The organism is Actinoplanes sp. NPDC051537 (genome assembly GCF_055586105.1).
The window spans coordinates 185,338-199,127 of record NZ_JBVJIU010000006.1 but is presented as its reverse complement, the minus strand read 5'-3'; the positions used below and the strand labels follow the sequence as shown (position 1 = coordinate 199,127).

The following is a 13,790-nucleotide window of genomic DNA, read 5'->3' as shown; positions in this document are numbered from 1 at the left end:
AGGGTACTGCTACCTGCCGTCCATCGCGCAGGCCGGATCGGTGCCGGTGCACGGCCGGAGATGGCGCCGTTCCGGGCCGTCGTCGGTCTCGATCTCGTCGACGTGCACGGCTCGCAGCGTCCCGTCGGGCTCCGCCAGCACGTACCGCGTCGGGTTGAGGGAATCGTCGGGAAGCAGGACCGCCTCGCCCAGCCGGACCGAGACGGCGCTCGCGGCCGTGGCCTCGGCGATGCCGGCCGGCGCCAGGTAGACGTCGGCGAGTGTCGGGAAGTCGCCGCCACCCACCTCGTAGACGTCGCAGAGCACGTCGCCGTCGTCGTCCAGCGACACGACGCTGCGCTCCAGCGTGCCGGCCAGCGCGCCGCGGACTCGATCCGCATCAATTCGATTTCCGAACGCCCAGTTCCACAGCCCGGGTGTCGGATCCCCGTCAGCCATACCGAACATGGTGGACAATGCCTGGACCTTCCATCGGCTAAGTTACCGCTCCGTGACCATTCTCGGCGCGAACCGATACATCGGTCCACTTAGAGTTGGCCCATCCGGGTGATCCGCAACGAACGGACGGTGGTCTCACAGTGTCCGACGATGCTCTCATCGTCCTCGAGAACGTCAACAAATGGTTCGGCCCGCTGCACGTGCTCGACGATGTGAGTCTGTCGGTGGCCCGCGGCGAGGTGGTCGTCGTGATCGGACCGTCCGGCTCCGGGAAGTCGACGCTGTGCCGCGCGATCAACCGGCTCGAGCCGATCAACTCGGGAACCATCACGTTCGACGGCCGGCAGCTGCCCGCGGAGGGCCGCGCCCTCGCCCGGCTGCGCAGCGAGGTCGGCATGGTATTCCAGTCGTTCAATCTCTTCGCGCACAAGACGATCCTGCAGAACGTCATGATCGGACCCGTCAAGGTGCGTAAGGAGAAACCCGTCGAAGTTCGCGCGCGGGCCATGGCGCTGCTCGATCGGGTCGGCATCGGCAACCAGGCGGAGAAGTTCCCGGCCCAGCTTTCCGGCGGCCAGCAGCAGCGGGTGGCGATCGCCCGGGCCCTCGCCATGCAGCCCAAGGCGCTCCTCTTCGACGAGCCGACGAGCGCGCTCGACCCCGAGATGGTCGGCGAGGTGCTCGAGGTGATGACCTCGCTGGCCAAGGAGGGCATGACGATGGTCGTCGTCACGCACGAGATGGGATTCGCGCGCCACGCCGCCAATCGGGTGGTCTTCATGGCCGACGGACAACTCGTGGAACAGGCGCCGCCGGCCGAGTTCTTCGCGAGTCCGAAAAGCGACCGTGCCAAAGACTTCCTCTCGAAAATCCTTACGCATTGATCGTGCGAACACTCTTCGTCCAGACGCAAGCAACTATTTCGAGGAGCGTAATGATGCGCATCACCCGATTGGCAGCGACGTTCGGTGTAATGACCATGGTGTTGGCCGGGTCGGCAGCCTGTGGCGGCGACGACGCCGACAACGCGAGCGGCAGCGGGGGCGCCTCCGGCATTGTCGGCAAGGCCTCCAGCGACAAGAAGCTGACGTTCGGCGTCAAGGCCGACCAGCCGGGCCTCGGCCTCCAGACCGGCACCACCTACGCCGGCTTCGACATCGAGATCTCGAAGATCATCGCGAAGGGCCTCGGCGTCCCCGACAGCGGCATCACCTGGAAGACCACGGTGTCGGCGAACCGCGAGGCGTACATCCAGCAGGGCCAGGTCGACGTCGTGGTGGCGACCTACACGATCAACGACGAGCGCAAGCAGAAGGTCAACTTCGCCGGGCCGTACTTCATCGCCGGGCAGGACCTGCTGGTGCCGGTCAACTCGACGATCACCGGGCCGGAGTCGTTGGCCGGCAAGAAGGTCTGCTCGGTCAGTGGCTCGACGCCGGCCAAGCGCATCCAGACCGACTACAAGCAGGCCCAGCTGCAGCAGTTCGACTCGTACTCCAAGTGCGTGACGGCGCTGGCCGGCGGCCAGGTCGACGCGGTCACCACCGACGACATCATCCTGGCCGGCTACGCGTCGCAGGATCAGTACGCGGGCAAGTTCAAGGTCGTCGGCAAGCCGTTCAGCACCGAGCCGTACGGCATCGGCGTCAAGAAGGACGACACCGCCGGCTGTAACAAGATCAACGAAATCCTCAAGGCGGCCGCGGCCGACGGCTCGTACAAGAAGGCCTGGGACGACACGCTCGGCAAGAGCGGCAAGGCCGCGCCCGAGCTGGACACCTCCAAGCTGACCAACTGCGCCTGATTTCTCCTCCCGGCGGGGCCGTCTCGAACGGCCCCGCCGGCTCGTGCTGCTGAGGTGGCGATGGAAGTCTTCTCCGATCCGGCCAACCGCGACGTGTACGTGACCGGGTTCCTCTGGATCCTGAAGCTCACCCTGGCCTCGTCCGTCCTCGCGCTCGTGGTCGGCACCCTGATCGCGGCCATGCGGGTCTCGCCGGTGCCGGTGCTGCGCGGGTTCGGCACGGCGTGGGTCAACATCTTCCGGAACACGCCGCTGACGCTGATCATCTTCTTCTGCTACTTCGGCCTGTACTCGACGCTGGGCTTCACGCCCTCGAACAACCTCGAGCTGAACAACTACTGGCTCGGCGTGGTCGGCCTGTCGGTGTACACGGCCGCGTTCGTCTGCGAGGCGATCCGGTCGGGCATCAACACGGTGCCGCCCGGTCAGGCCGAGGCGGCGCGGGCGATCGGGATGACCTTCCGCCAGACGCTCACGATGATCGTCCTGCCGCAGGCCGGGCGGGCCGTGATCGCGCCGCTCGGCAGCATCTTCATCGCGCTCGCCAAGAACGCGACGATCGTCGGGACGATCGGCCTGATGGAGTCCTCGAACGCGATGAAGGACCTGATCAACTCGAACGGCAACGCGGTCTTCCAGATCTTCTTCGTCTTCGCCGGCACGTTCGCGGTCGTCCTGATCCCCACCGGCTACGGCTTCGGCTGGCTGGCCAACCGACTGGCGGTGAAGCGGTGAGCACCGACGCCGTTCTCTACGACTACCCCGGTCCCCGCGCCCGCGCCCGCAACCGCATCTTCACGGTCGCCTTCGGCGTCGTGGTGCTGGCGCTGCTCTACTGGATCTACTCGAAGTTCGACGACAAGGGCCAGTGGGCGGCGACGCTGTGGAAGCCGTTCACCCAGAGCAGCACCTGGACCGCGTACATCCTGCCCGGCCTCAAAGGCACGCTGATCGCGGCCGCGATCGCCATGGTGCTGTCGCTGGCGTTCGGCATCCTGTTCGCGGTCGGGCGCCTCTCCGACCACTGGTGGGTGCGCATCCCGTCCGGCATCGTGGTCGAGTTCTTCCGGGCCGTGCCGCTGCTGCTGATGATGTTCTTCATCTTCTTCGGCATCCCGTTCGTGACCGAGAAGCCGATGTCGCCGCTCTGGGCGGTGGTGATCGCGCTGACCCTCTACAACGGATCGGTGCTGGCCGAGGCCTTCCGGGCGGGCGTCCGGGCGGTGCCGGTCGGGCAAAGCGAGGCGGCGTACGCGATCGGCATGCGCAAGGGTCAGGTGATGGGCCAGATCCTGATCCCCCAGGCCGCCCGCGCGATGCTCCCGGTGATCGTCAGCCAGCTCGTGGTGCTGGTGAAGGACACCGCGCTCGGCTACATCATCTCCTACAACGAGCTGCTGCAGCTGGGCGTCAACAACGTGGCCGCCAACTTCGGCAACGTGGTGCAGGCCGCGATCGTCGCCGCCATCATCTACATCACGATCAACGCCACGCTGACCGCGGTCGCCGGCTGGCTCAGCCGCCGCACCCGGCGCAGCGGGAAGGCGCCGCGGCCGACGCAGCCGGCGATCCTGGTCGAGGCGACCGAGCAGTGAGCTAGCGGGCGAGCTCCGTCACCCGGGACTCGCGGACCACGGTCACGCGGATCTGTCCCGGGTAGGTGAGCTCCTCCTCGATCTGCTTGGCGACGTCGCGGGCCAGGACCGCGGCCCCGATGTCGTCGATGTCGTCGGGGCGGACCATCACCCGGATCTCGCGCCCGGCCTGCATCGCGAAGACCTTTTCCACGCCGACCTTGCCGGCGGCGATCTCCTCGATCCGCTCCAGGCGCTTGACGTACGCCTCGAGGCTCTCCCGCCGGGCGCCCGGCCGGCCGCCCGAGCACGCGTCCGCCGCCTGGGTCAGCACCGCCTCGATCGTCTGCGGCGGCACCTCGTTGTGGTGCGCCTCGATCGCGTGGACCACGTCCTCCGACTCGCCGTACTTGCGGGCCAGGTCGGCGCCGATCAGCGCGTGACTGCCCTCGACCTCGTGCGTGAGCGCCTTGCCGATGTCGTGCAGGAAGGCCGCCCGCTTCATCGAGGGGACGTCGAGGCCCAGCTCGGCCGCCATGATCCCGGCGATGTGCGCGGTCTCGATCAGGTGCTTGAGCACGTTCTGCCCGTAGCTGGTGCGGTAGCGCAGGCGGCCGAGCAGCCGGGCCAGCTCGGGGTGGAGGTCGGTGATCCCGATGTCGACCAGCGCCTCCTCGGCGGCCCGGTCGCAGAGGACGTCCACCTCGTTCTTGGCGCTGTCGTAGACCTCCTCGATGCGGTGCGGGTGGATGCGGCCGTCGAGGACGAGTTTCTCCAACGTCAGGCGGCCGACCTCCCGGCGTACCGGATCGAAACAGGAAAGCAGCACCGCCTCCGGGGTGTCGTCGATGATCAGGTTGACGCCGGTGACCGACTCGAACGCCCGGATGTTGCGGCCCTCGCGGCCGATGATCCGGCCCTTCATCTCGTCGCTGGGCAGGTGCAGGACGCTGACCACGCTCTCCGCGGTCTGCTCGCTGGCGATCCGCTGGATGGCGTCGACGACGATGCGGCGGGCCCGGTTGTCGGCGGTGCTCTTGGCCTCGTTCTCGATGTCGCGCACCATGATCGCGGCCTCGCGCTTGGCCTGGACCTCGATGTTCTCGACGAGCTCGGCGCGGGCGGCCTCGGCGGTCAGCTTGGCGATCCGCTCGAGCTCCCGCCGCTTCTCCTCCTCGACGCCGGCGAGCGACGCCTCCTTCGCGGCGAGAGCGTTTTCCCGTACGGCGAGATCGGCGTCCTGGGCGACCAGCCGGCGCTCGCGCCCGACCAGCCGCTCGACCTCGTCGCCGTGCAGGCGCTCGCGCTCGTCGATCCGGGCGGCGCGGCGCTCGACCTCGGCCGACTGCTCCTTGAGGGTGGCGTTGAGCAGGGCGACCTCGCGTTCGCCGGAGCGCCGGGCGGCGACCCGCACCTGCTCGGCGTCGGCCTCGGCCTGGCGGTGGGCGTGTTCGAGGATGGTGTCGGCCTCGCTGTGCGCGGCTTCGAGAACCCGGCGGGCCTCGGCGCGGGCGGCGGCGGCCTCGGCCTTGGAGGCGGCGGCCTCGGCGCGTACGGACGCGGCCTTGGCATTTGCGTCGGCGACCTTGGCCTGCGCCGCACCGACCGCCTGGTCCTCGCGCACCTGGGCGTCGGCGCGGTCGCTCTGCATCTGGCGCAGTGCCCGGGCGCCGACCACCAGGCCGGCCACCACCAGCGCGCCGAGAACGACGATCGCCACCACCAGCACCCAGTCCAGGGCGGTCATCTCGCCGCGTCTCCCTTCGCCGCCCCGCGCGTGCGCTTTTGTGCGCGCGGGCTCTCCGCGGATGCCCGACCAAGGCGTGGAGAACGCAGGCTATGTCGAGCCGAGACGTGCCGTCATCGGCACATCCGGCTCTTCAGTTGCTATCTAGGCGGTGACCTCCGGTTACGGAGGCGGCCACAAGTGATGCCGTAATGTAATGCGATCTATGTTGTGCGTGTTGCATGCGATGGTCGAACAAACCTTGTGTAACGCGAGGCTAGGTCGCGAGTGGCACTTCGGTCAAGGATCCATGATTTGGTCGCGGATGGGACTTAGGGCACAGACCTGCTTACGCGCAGCTCACGAAGTTGGCGGGCATTTCAGGCGTACCGGGACCAGAGATCGCGCATCGGCTCCCAGCGCTCGCCCACCCCATCTTTCCAGTACGCCAGAAGATAGGCGGCGATGGGCGTTTGCGCGTCATCCCACCAGATCCCGGCGACGGTCCGGGTGACGCCACCCTCGGTCAAGCGGTATGCGTACTCAACGTAGTTGCCCGTGGTGCGCCCGCTCGGGGTCCGCTGCTTGCTCGGCGGGGCCGCCCCCGGGGCCAGCTTCGCGGCGTCCTGCTCCTGCGTCTTCTGGCGGGCCTTGTCCCGATCGGCGGCCGACTTGTACTCGATGAAGAGGGCGCTCATGCCGTCGACGGTGCAGCGGATCCGCAGTTTCTCGCCCTCGCTCGCGCGCGGGGTGCCCCGGCCGCAGGTCGAGAGGTAGGGCAGCCAGCCCTGCGCGATCGTCGCCAGCGGGGTGCCCTGGAAGTCTTTCTGGTTGAGCCGGGCCTGGTTCTGCTCGAAGACGCCGAGAGTAGCCTTGCTTCCCCCCTTGCCCGCCGTCGTGTTGGTGCCGGTGGCGGTCGGCGTTCTCGTGCCGGCGGTGGTGCGGCCGAGGAAGAAGGCCGCGGTGCCGAAGACGAGGAGGCCCGCCAGGAGGCCGACCAGGATGCCGGTGAGGAGGCGGGTGGGTCTGGGGGGTGGCGGGCTAGGCGCGATCCGCGGGGCGCCGGCCTCCGAGAGCCCGAACGAGTCGCGGGGCGGGTAGAGGTCTGGTTGTTGGCTGACCTGTGCCTGGCTCGCCGGCGCCTGGCTCGCTGGGGTGGGCCAGTTGGCGCCGTAGGGGTCGTAATCCGGGTCCTGCTCGTGGGCATCCCATGCGGTGGGGTTGGCGCCGCTCGCCACCCGGGCGTTCCATTCCGCGGCGCTGCTGCTCGCGGGCTGACCGTTCCACTCCGGGGCACTTCCGGCCACGGGCTCGCCGTTCCACTCCGGGGCGCTGCCGCTCGCGGGCTGGCCGCTCCGCTCAGGGGGGCTGCCGGCCACGGGCTGACCGCTCCACTCCGGGCCACTCCCGGCCACGGGCTGACCGTTCCACTCCGGGGCGCTGCCGGCCACGGGCTGACCGTTCCAGTCCGAGGCGCTGCCGCTCGCCGGCTGGCCGTCCCACTCCGGGGCGCCGCCGGCCACGGGCTGGCCGCTCCACTCCGGGGCGCTGCTGCTCTCCGGCTGGATGTTCCATTCGGTGGGCTCACCCGCGCCGGGCGGGCGGACCGGCGGCTCCGGGAGCACATCCCAGGTGTCCGCGCCGGACGGCGAGGTCGGCGCCGGGGAAGGCTCGGGCGCGTGGGCGTCGGCGTTGTCAGGGCCGACCGGGGGCCGGGGCGCGTAGACGTCGCCGGCCGGGGACGGTGATGCGGTCGGGCGCTGGGCCACGTAGGCGTCCCAGGAGTTGTCGTCGCCGCTCGGTGCTGGGGTCGGTTGTGCGTCCCACCGGTCCAGGTCCGACGGCGGCCCGCCCGCCGGCGGTGCCGACTGCGGCGCCCACGGGTCCGTCTCCGGCCGTGCCTCCGGCCTCGTCTGCGCCCACGGGTCCGTCTCGGGCCGCGCCTCCGGCCTCGTCCGCGCCCACGGGCTCTCGCTGGGCGGCACGAGCCGAGGCGCGAAGTAGGGTCCCGACGCCGTCGCCGGCGGGGCGCTCCACGGGTGGGCGGCCCGTCCGGCCACCGGCTGGTCGGGGATGCTGTGTTGCGCGGGGGAAACCGGTGCGGGCACAGATTTCGACTGGTCGCCGTCCTGGTGCTGATCGGCGATCCGCTCGGTCGGTTCGGCGCCTTCCGGCAAGGAACCGTAGCCCCGCAACTGGTTGCGCGAGTTCTCGGTCACGGTCCCTCAGGCTAGCAGCCAGTGGCCAATGTCGATCTTTAGTCAGGCATGTGACCAGCTCATGACCGGTCCTCATCCTCCATGGCGTCGGCGTCGATCTGCTCGGCGAACTCGGCCGCCTCGGCATCACGCGCGGCGAGCGCGTCCTTCACCGCCCGGACCGCCACCCCCGCCGGATATCCCTTCCGGGCCAGCATGCCGACCAGCCGCCGGAACACCGCATCGGGCGCGCCCCGAGCCGTCCGCAGCTTCCGATCGACGAGCGCCCGCGCCGTCTCGGCCTCTTCCTCGTCGTCGAGCACCTCGAGCGCTTCGCCGGCCACCTCGGCGTCCACCCCGCGCTGCCGGAGCTCGTTGGCCAGCGCCCGCCGAGCCAGCCCTCGCCCGTGATGCCGGCTGGACACCCAGGCCCGCGCGAACGCCGCATCATCGATGATGCCGACCTCGTCATACCGATCGAGAACCTCGGCGATCACCTCGGCCGAGATCTCCTTCTTGGCGAGCACCTTGGCCAGCTCAACCCGAGTCCGAGGCCGCACCGAAAGCTGCCGCAGACAGATCTCCCGCGCGCGCTCACTCTCAGTCTGCTCAGGCTGCCCCCGCCCGGCGCCGACGTCACCACTCCGGGCGCCGGCACTCCCAGCGCCGCCTCCGCCGACCCGGCCGCGCCCGCCCCAGCGCCCCGACCGCCCACTCCCGGAACTCGCGCGCATCGCTCCCCCACGCTCCGTCTCGCCGCCACCGGACCCAGCCCGACCAGACCACCCATGCCGCGACTCATCGCCGCCGGAGCCGGCCCGACCGGACCGCTCGCCCTTCGACTCGTCGCCGGTCGAGCCGGATTCGTCGAGATGGGCCTCGGCGCCGCCGGGATTCGCCCGCACACCGCGGGTGTCGTCGGGCCGGGGCGATTTCTCTCGGAGGAAATCGTCGACCGAGCGCGCCCAGTCGACGGCGCCGTGGGGCGCTGTGGGGTTTCCGCCCGGCGAGGGGCGCCGGCGGCGGGCGGGAACGTTGCCGCGTTCCGCTTCGTCGCCGGTGGCCTCGCCGGGCGGGTGCTCATCGGCGGCGTGGCGCGCCGGGCGGGGCGGGATGGCGTCCCAACCTCGCCCGGACCGTGCGCCGCGCCGTCCGGCCATGTGGCGTTACCTCGATCAGAAGTCGACCGGGGGGAGCTCGGGGCCACCGGCGGCGTCGCCCGTGGTCTGGCCTACGCCGAGCTTCTCCAGGATCTTCTTCTCGATCTCGGCGGCGACGTCGGGGTTTTCCTTGAGGAACTCCCGCGCCTTCTCCTTGCCCTGGCCGAGCTGGTCGCCGTCGTACGTGTACCAGGCGCCGGACTTGCGGATGATGCTCTGCTCGACGCCGACATCGATGAGCGAGCCCTCACGGGAGATGCCCTTGCCGTACATGATGTCGAACTCGGCCTGCTTGAACGGGGCCGCCACCTTGTTTTTCACGACCTTGACGCGGGTGCGGTTGCCGACCACGTCGGTGCCGTCCTTGAGGCTCTCGATGCGGCGCACGTCGAGACGCACGGACGCGTAGAACTTCAGCGCGCGGCCACCGGTCGTCGTCTCGGGCGAGCCGAACATGACGCCGATCTTCTCGCGGAGCTGGTTGATGAAGATCGCCGTCGTCCCGGAGTTGTTCAGGATGCCGGTGATCTTGCGGAGGGCCTGGCTCATGAGACGGGCCTGGAGACCGACGTGGCTGTCGCCCATCTCGCCCTCGATCTCGGCGCGCGGCACGAGCGCGGCCACCGAGTCGATGACGATGATGTCGAGCGCGCCGGAGCGGATCAGCATGTCGGCGATCTCGAGCGCCTGCTCACCCGTGTCGGGCTGGGAGACGAGCAGGGCGTCGGTGTCGACGCCGAGCGCCTTCGCATACTCCGGGTCGAGCGCGTGCTCGGCGTCGATGAACGCCGCGATGCCGCCGTTGCGCTGGGCGTTGGCCACGGCGTGCAGCGCGACCGTCGTCTTACCGCTCGACTCCGGGCCGTAGACCTCGATGACCCGGCCGCGCGGCAGACCGCCGACGCCGAGCGCCACATCGAGGGCAATGGAGCCGGTGGGGATGATGGCGGTCTCCACGACCGGCCGCTCCCCGAGCCGCATCACCGAGCCCTTGCCGAACTGTTTGTCGATCTGAGCCAACGCGAGATCGAGCGCTTTGTCTCGGTCAGGTCCTGCCACCATGTCCGCCACCCCTGTATTCGACTTTGCAGGCGTCTTCGCCGATGAGCCTCTGTTCATCACCACGGGCTACAAGGTAGGCGGTGGGTATGACAAAAATCCGCCGCCCTGCCGAGAGCTGTGGATGACCGGGCCGCTGTGGACAATAGCCGAACACCTGTACTAGATCGATGCGACACGCAGAACAAGCGTACGAAAATGTGATCAGTGCAGGCGAGAAGGCACCCGATCGGGGTAGGCAACGACCACGGCGCGCCAGATAGTAGCCGTATCGATACCGTCGGCAATGGCCTGATCGATCGTCCGATCCCCGAGATCGCCGAAAGATTGATCGGCCGCGATGCTGCGCGCATAGCCCGCGCCGAATGCCTGCTCGAGGCGCGTCCAGAAATCCGTCAACCGCACCCCCCGAGATTACTCAGCGGCCGAGAAGGACAGCACTCAGCGGATCGCGGCGGCCGCCACCTTCAGATCGTCGACCAGCCCGCGATAGGCCGTCTCCCGGTCGTCGGCGCGCAGCACGGCCGACGGGTGGATCGTGGCCATCGCCTGGATCTCGGCGACCGGGAAGTCTTCCGGATGCTGGGCCGAGGCCGGCCAGGGCATCAGGCGGCCGCGCTGCTGGGTGACCCGGAACGAGGGACCGAGCAGCGCCTTGCCCGCGGTCGCGCCGAGCAGCACCACGAGCTCGGGCTGGAGCAGCGAGAACTCGGCGACGACCCAGGGCCGGCAGGCGGTGATGTGCGCCGGGCCCGGCGTCTGGTGGATGCGCCGCTTGCCACGCAGCTCGAACCGGAAGTGCTTCACGGCGTTGGTGATGTAGAGCTCGGCCGGGTCGATGCCGGCGTCGTCGACGGCCTCGCGCAGGAGGCGCCCGGCCGGGCCGACGAACGGCAGGCCGTGCTGGTCCTCGACGTCGCCCGGCTGCTCGCCGACGAAGACGATCCGCGCGTGCTCGGCGCCGCGGCCGAAGACCGTCTGGGTCGCGTTCTCGTAGAGCTCGCAGCCCTGGCAGCCGGCCGCCGCCGACTTCAGCTCCTCGATGTTCCGCGGGTGGTCGGGCACCCATTGCTGCGCGCCGACGGGCGCATCCGTCACTGGCATCCCATGGTTCTACCCGAACCGACAGGAGCCACGCACCCCGCGACCGGCGCGACGGGCTAGCGGGACGGCGCCGGGACACCGGACGGGTGGGCCGCGGCCGCCACGGCGTCGGCGAGGGCCGGGATGTCCTCGTCGTCAAGCGGGCTGACCGTGATGCGGACCCCGGGCGGCGTGTTGATGCGGAAGAGGGAACCGGGGGCGACGGCGTAACCGGCGTCGCGCAGCAATCCGATGGTGCGGGTCTCATCCCGTACGCGCACCCACGCATTTATGCCTGTCGCCCCCTCGGCCTCGAGCCCGCGCTCCTGGAGTGCGGCACGCAAAGCTCCGCGCCGCCGGGCGTAGCCGTCGGCGGCATCGCGGACCAGGGCCGTCACCTGTTTGTCGCGCCAGAGATCGACGAGCACCCACTGGAGGATCGTGGAGACCCAGCCGGTGCCCAGGCGCATGCGGCCGACCACCCGGGCGATCGTGGTCTCGTCGCCGGCCACCACCGCGATGCGCAGGTCGGGGCCGAACGGTTTGGACGCCGAGCGGATGAACGCCCACGAATCGGTCACCGGGCCGATGCAGTGCAGCGGCGCGCAGGCCAGCTCGGCGGCATGATCATCCTCGATCAGCAGGAGGCCGGGGTGGTCGGCCAGCACTTCGCGAAGATCGGCCGCCCGGATCGCCGAGACCGCGGCGCCGGTCGGATTTTGCGCGCGAACCGTGATCGCGACGGCTCGCGCCCCGGCCCGGATGGCCTCGGCGAGCGAGTCGGGATCGGGACCCTCCTGGTCGATCGCGACCGGGATCGCGTGCAGGCCCAGCACGGCGAGCAGATCGAGGAGGTTGGCCCAGCCCGGGTCTTCCACCGCGACCGCGTCGCCCGGCCGCAGATGGACGCTCAGCAGGCGCTCGATGGCGTCGAGCGTGCCCGACGTGGCGGTGAAGGCGGCGCCCTCGACCGGCACTCCGTCGGCGGCCAGACGGGGCCGCGCGAGATCGATCAGCTCGGGCATGGCGACGGCCGACGCGTACCCCTGAGGCATGTCGGTCTGCTCGGCCACCCGGCGCAGAGCCGGACCGATGCGCGGAAGAAAGCGCAGATCGGGTTCGCCGGATGAGAGATCGAGCACTCCCTCGGGCACGGGAAGGCGCATCGCCGACCGCTCGCCGACGACGGCCGGACGTGATCGCACCCGCGTGCCCCGGCGGCCGTCGGCCTCGACCACACCGCGTTGCCGCAGCTCCTGATAGGCCTTCGCGACGGTTGCCGGGCTGACGCCGAGGTCGGCCGCGAGGGCGCGGATCGCCGGGAGGGCCGAGCCCCAGACGAAGTCGCCCCGCAGAACGCCGGTCTCGATGCTCTGCGAAATCGAGGCGGCGCTGTCACCGATGACCTGATAATGTGCTGGCACAAGACAGATCCTGTACTAGTACAGATGGAAATGCAAGCCCGAGGAGCCGGAATGTCTGACCTCTACCCCCAGACGGACCGCACGACCGCCACCCGCTACCGCGACCGCATGGCCTACGACCGGCCCGCGGCGCACGCCATTCTGGACGAGGCCTACGACTGTTCCGTCGCGTTCGTCGTCGACGGCGAGCCCCGCGTGCTGCCCACCCTGCACGTGCGCGTCGGCGACACCCTCTACCTGCACGCGTCGAGCGGCGGCCGGGTGGGCCTCACGGCCCGCGGCGACGGAATCGCGGTCTGCGTGAGCGTCACCCTCCTCGATGCGATCGTGTACGCGCGTTCGCAGTTCCACCACAGCGCCAACTACCGGTCGGTGGTCGTCCACGGTGTGGCGCAACCGGTGCTGGAGGCCGAGGCGAAACGGGCCGCGATGGCCGCGCTCGCCGACAAGATCGGTGCCGGGCGAGCCGCCGACAGTCGGCCGCCCACCAAACAGGAGCTGGCGCAGACGACGGTGCTCGCGCTGCCACTTGCCGAGGTCTCGGTGCGGTCCCGCGCGGGCGGGGTGAACGACGACGAGGACGACCTGTCACTTCCGCACTGGGCGGGCGTGCTGCCGATGAGCCGCGCCTACGGGCCGCCGGTGACCGCCGACGGGGTGTCCGCCGCTCCCCCGGCCTATCTGCCCGGTGGTGGTTCGCCCTGGGTGCGGCCCGTCGTGCTCGAGGGCCGGCACGTGCGGCTGGAGCCGCTGGCCCATTCGCACGTCGACGGGCTGCTGGAAGCGCTCGCCGACGAGGAGGTCTGGCGTTACCTGCCGACCCTGCCGATCCGCACCCGGGAGGGCATGGTCAACCACGTCGCCGACATGCACAAACGGCAGTGGATCGGGTTCCAGCTTCCCTGGGCGCAGGTCGACCCCGCCACCGGCACGGTGATCGGCATAACCAGCTACCACGACATCGACCCGGTCAACCGCTCGCTCGGCATCGGGCACACCATGGTCGGCCGGCCGTGGTGGCGCACCGGGGTGAACACCGAGGCCAAGCTCATGCTGCTGGAGCACGCGTTCGAGACGCTCGGCGCGGCGAAGGTGTTCTGGTATACCGACATTCGCAACAACCGGTCCCAGCAGGCGATCGCCCGGCTCGGCGCGACCCGGGACGGCCTGGTGCGCAAGCAGCGGCTGCGGCCCGACGGCACCTGGCGGGACACGGTGGTGTTCGCGATGACGTCCGAGGAGTGGCCGGCCGCCGCCGCGCGCCTGCGGGAACGGCTGGCCGCGGGTGGTTCGGCCGAGCTGACGAACGCTTAAGGTCGGCGTC

At 70.1% G+C, this 13,790-nt stretch carries 13 protein-coding genes; 5 read left to right on the top strand and 8 right to left on the bottom strand.

Annotated features, from left to right (window positions below; all coding sequences use genetic code 11):
• Nucleotides 1-9: 9 nt before the first annotated feature.
• A complete protein-coding gene (locus ACZ6TB_RS16080; protein ID WP_465554954.1) occupies nt 10-438 on the bottom strand; it encodes a hypothetical protein in 429 nt (142 codons plus the stop codon).
• Between the two features lie 140 nt (nt 439-578).
• Between ACZ6TB_RS16080 and ACZ6TB_RS16075 the strand changes: the two genes are divergently transcribed.
• Genes ACZ6TB_RS16075 through ACZ6TB_RS16060 form a run of 4 tightly spaced genes read left to right on the top strand, consistent with a single transcriptional unit; the run spans nt 579 to nt 3,837 of the window.
• A complete protein-coding gene (locus tag ACZ6TB_RS16075) occupies nt 579-1,322 on the top strand; it encodes an amino acid ABC transporter ATP-binding protein (protein ID WP_465554952.1) in 744 nt (247 codons plus the stop codon).
• 53 nt (nt 1,323-1,375) lie between these two features.
• Complete coding sequence (locus ACZ6TB_RS16070) at nt 1,376-2,242, top strand: glutamate ABC transporter substrate-binding protein (RefSeq protein WP_465554950.1); 867 nt, start codon at nt 1,376-1,378, stop codon at nt 2,240-2,242.
• A gap of 60 nt (nt 2,243-2,302) precedes the next feature.
• The gene (locus ACZ6TB_RS16065; RefSeq protein ID WP_465554948.1) at nt 2,303-2,977 is read left to right on the top strand and encodes an amino acid ABC transporter permease; all 675 of its coding nucleotides are present in this window, start codon (nt 2,303-2,305) and stop codon (nt 2,975-2,977) included.
• On the top strand, nt 2,974-3,837 hold the full coding sequence (locus ACZ6TB_RS16060) for an amino acid ABC transporter permease (protein ID WP_465554946.1): 864 nt from the start codon (nt 2,974-2,976) through the stop codon (nt 3,835-3,837). The genes ACZ6TB_RS16065 and ACZ6TB_RS16060 overlap by 4 nt, the downstream gene beginning before the upstream one ends.
• Nucleotide 3,838: 1 nt before the next feature.
• On the opposite strand, the gene rny is transcribed toward ACZ6TB_RS16060, so the two are convergent.
• The 7 genes from rny to ACZ6TB_RS16025 form a co-directional block, all read right to left on the bottom strand.
• On the bottom strand, nt 3,839-5,563 hold the full coding sequence (rny, locus tag ACZ6TB_RS16055) for a ribonuclease Y (RefSeq protein ID WP_465554944.1): 1,725 nt from the start codon (nt 5,561-5,563) through the stop codon (nt 3,839-3,841).
• Nucleotides 5,564-5,922: 359 nt separating this feature from the next.
• On the bottom strand, nt 5,923-7,761 hold the full coding sequence (locus ACZ6TB_RS16050; RefSeq protein WP_465554942.1) for a hypothetical protein: 1,839 nt from the start codon (nt 7,759-7,761) through the stop codon (nt 5,923-5,925).
• Between the two features lie 59 nt (nt 7,762-7,820).
• Nucleotides 7,821-8,474, bottom strand: coding sequence for a regulatory protein RecX (locus ACZ6TB_RS16045; RefSeq protein WP_465554940.1), 654 nt, complete (start codon nt 8,472-8,474; stop codon nt 7,821-7,823).
• A gap of 441 nt (nt 8,475-8,915) precedes the next feature.
• Nucleotides 8,916-9,962: a recombinase RecA gene (gene recA, locus ACZ6TB_RS16040; protein WP_203377732.1), complete on the bottom strand. Its 1,047-nt coding sequence runs from the start codon at nt 9,960-9,962 to the stop codon at nt 8,916-8,918.
• A 201-nt stretch (nt 9,963-10,163) separates the two neighbouring features.
• A complete protein-coding gene (locus tag ACZ6TB_RS16035) occupies nt 10,164-10,364 on the bottom strand; it encodes a DUF3046 domain-containing protein (protein ID WP_465554938.1) in 201 nt (66 codons plus the stop codon).
• A gap of 36 nt (nt 10,365-10,400) precedes the next feature.
• A complete protein-coding gene (locus ACZ6TB_RS16030) occupies nt 10,401-11,063 on the bottom strand; it encodes a UdgX family uracil-DNA binding protein (protein WP_465554936.1) in 663 nt (220 codons plus the stop codon).
• A 56-nt stretch (nt 11,064-11,119) separates the two neighbouring features.
• The gene (locus tag ACZ6TB_RS16025) at nt 11,120-12,466 is read right to left on the bottom strand and encodes an aminotransferase class I/II-fold pyridoxal phosphate-dependent enzyme (RefSeq protein WP_465554934.1); all 1,347 of its coding nucleotides are present in this window, start codon (nt 12,464-12,466) and stop codon (nt 11,120-11,122) included.
• A 51-nt stretch (nt 12,467-12,517) separates the two neighbouring features.
• Between ACZ6TB_RS16025 and ACZ6TB_RS16020 the strand changes: the two genes are divergently transcribed.
• Nucleotides 12,518-13,780, top strand: coding sequence for a bifunctional pyridoxamine 5'-phosphate oxidase family protein/GNAT family N-acetyltransferase (locus tag ACZ6TB_RS16020; RefSeq protein WP_465554932.1), 1,263 nt, complete (start codon nt 12,518-12,520; stop codon nt 13,778-13,780).
• Nucleotides 13,781-13,790 lie beyond the last annotated feature (10 nt).

What these genes read in the sequence shown, in the direction of transcription:
- ACZ6TB_RS16080 (WP_465554954.1), bottom strand. Translation starts at nt 438, where the DNA reads ATGGCTGACGGGGATCCGACACCCGGGCTGTGGAACTGGGCGTTCGGA.
- ACZ6TB_RS16070 (WP_465554950.1), top strand. Translation starts at nt 1,376, where the DNA reads ATGCGCATCACCCGATTGGCAGCGACGTTCGGTGTAATGACCATGGTG.
- ACZ6TB_RS16065 (WP_465554948.1), top strand. Translation starts at nt 2,303, where the DNA reads ATGGAAGTCTTCTCCGATCCGGCCAACCGCGACGTGTACGTGACCGGG.
- rny (WP_465554944.1), bottom strand. Translation starts at nt 5,563, where the DNA reads ATGACCGCCCTGGACTGGGTGCTGGTGGTGGCGATCGTCGTTCTCGGC.
- ACZ6TB_RS16045 (WP_465554940.1), bottom strand. Translation starts at nt 8,474, where the DNA reads ATGCGCGCGAGTTCCGGGAGTGGGCGGTCGGGGCGCTGGGGCGGGCGC.
- recA (WP_203377732.1), bottom strand. Translation starts at nt 9,962, where the DNA reads ATGGTGGCAGGACCTGACCGAGACAAAGCGCTCGATCTCGCGTTGGCT.
- ACZ6TB_RS16030 (WP_465554936.1), bottom strand. Translation starts at nt 11,063, where the DNA reads ATGCCAGTGACGGATGCGCCCGTCGGCGCGCAGCAATGGGTGCCCGAC.
- ACZ6TB_RS16020 (WP_465554932.1), top strand. Translation starts at nt 12,518, where the DNA reads ATGTCTGACCTCTACCCCCAGACGGACCGCACGACCGCCACCCGCTAC.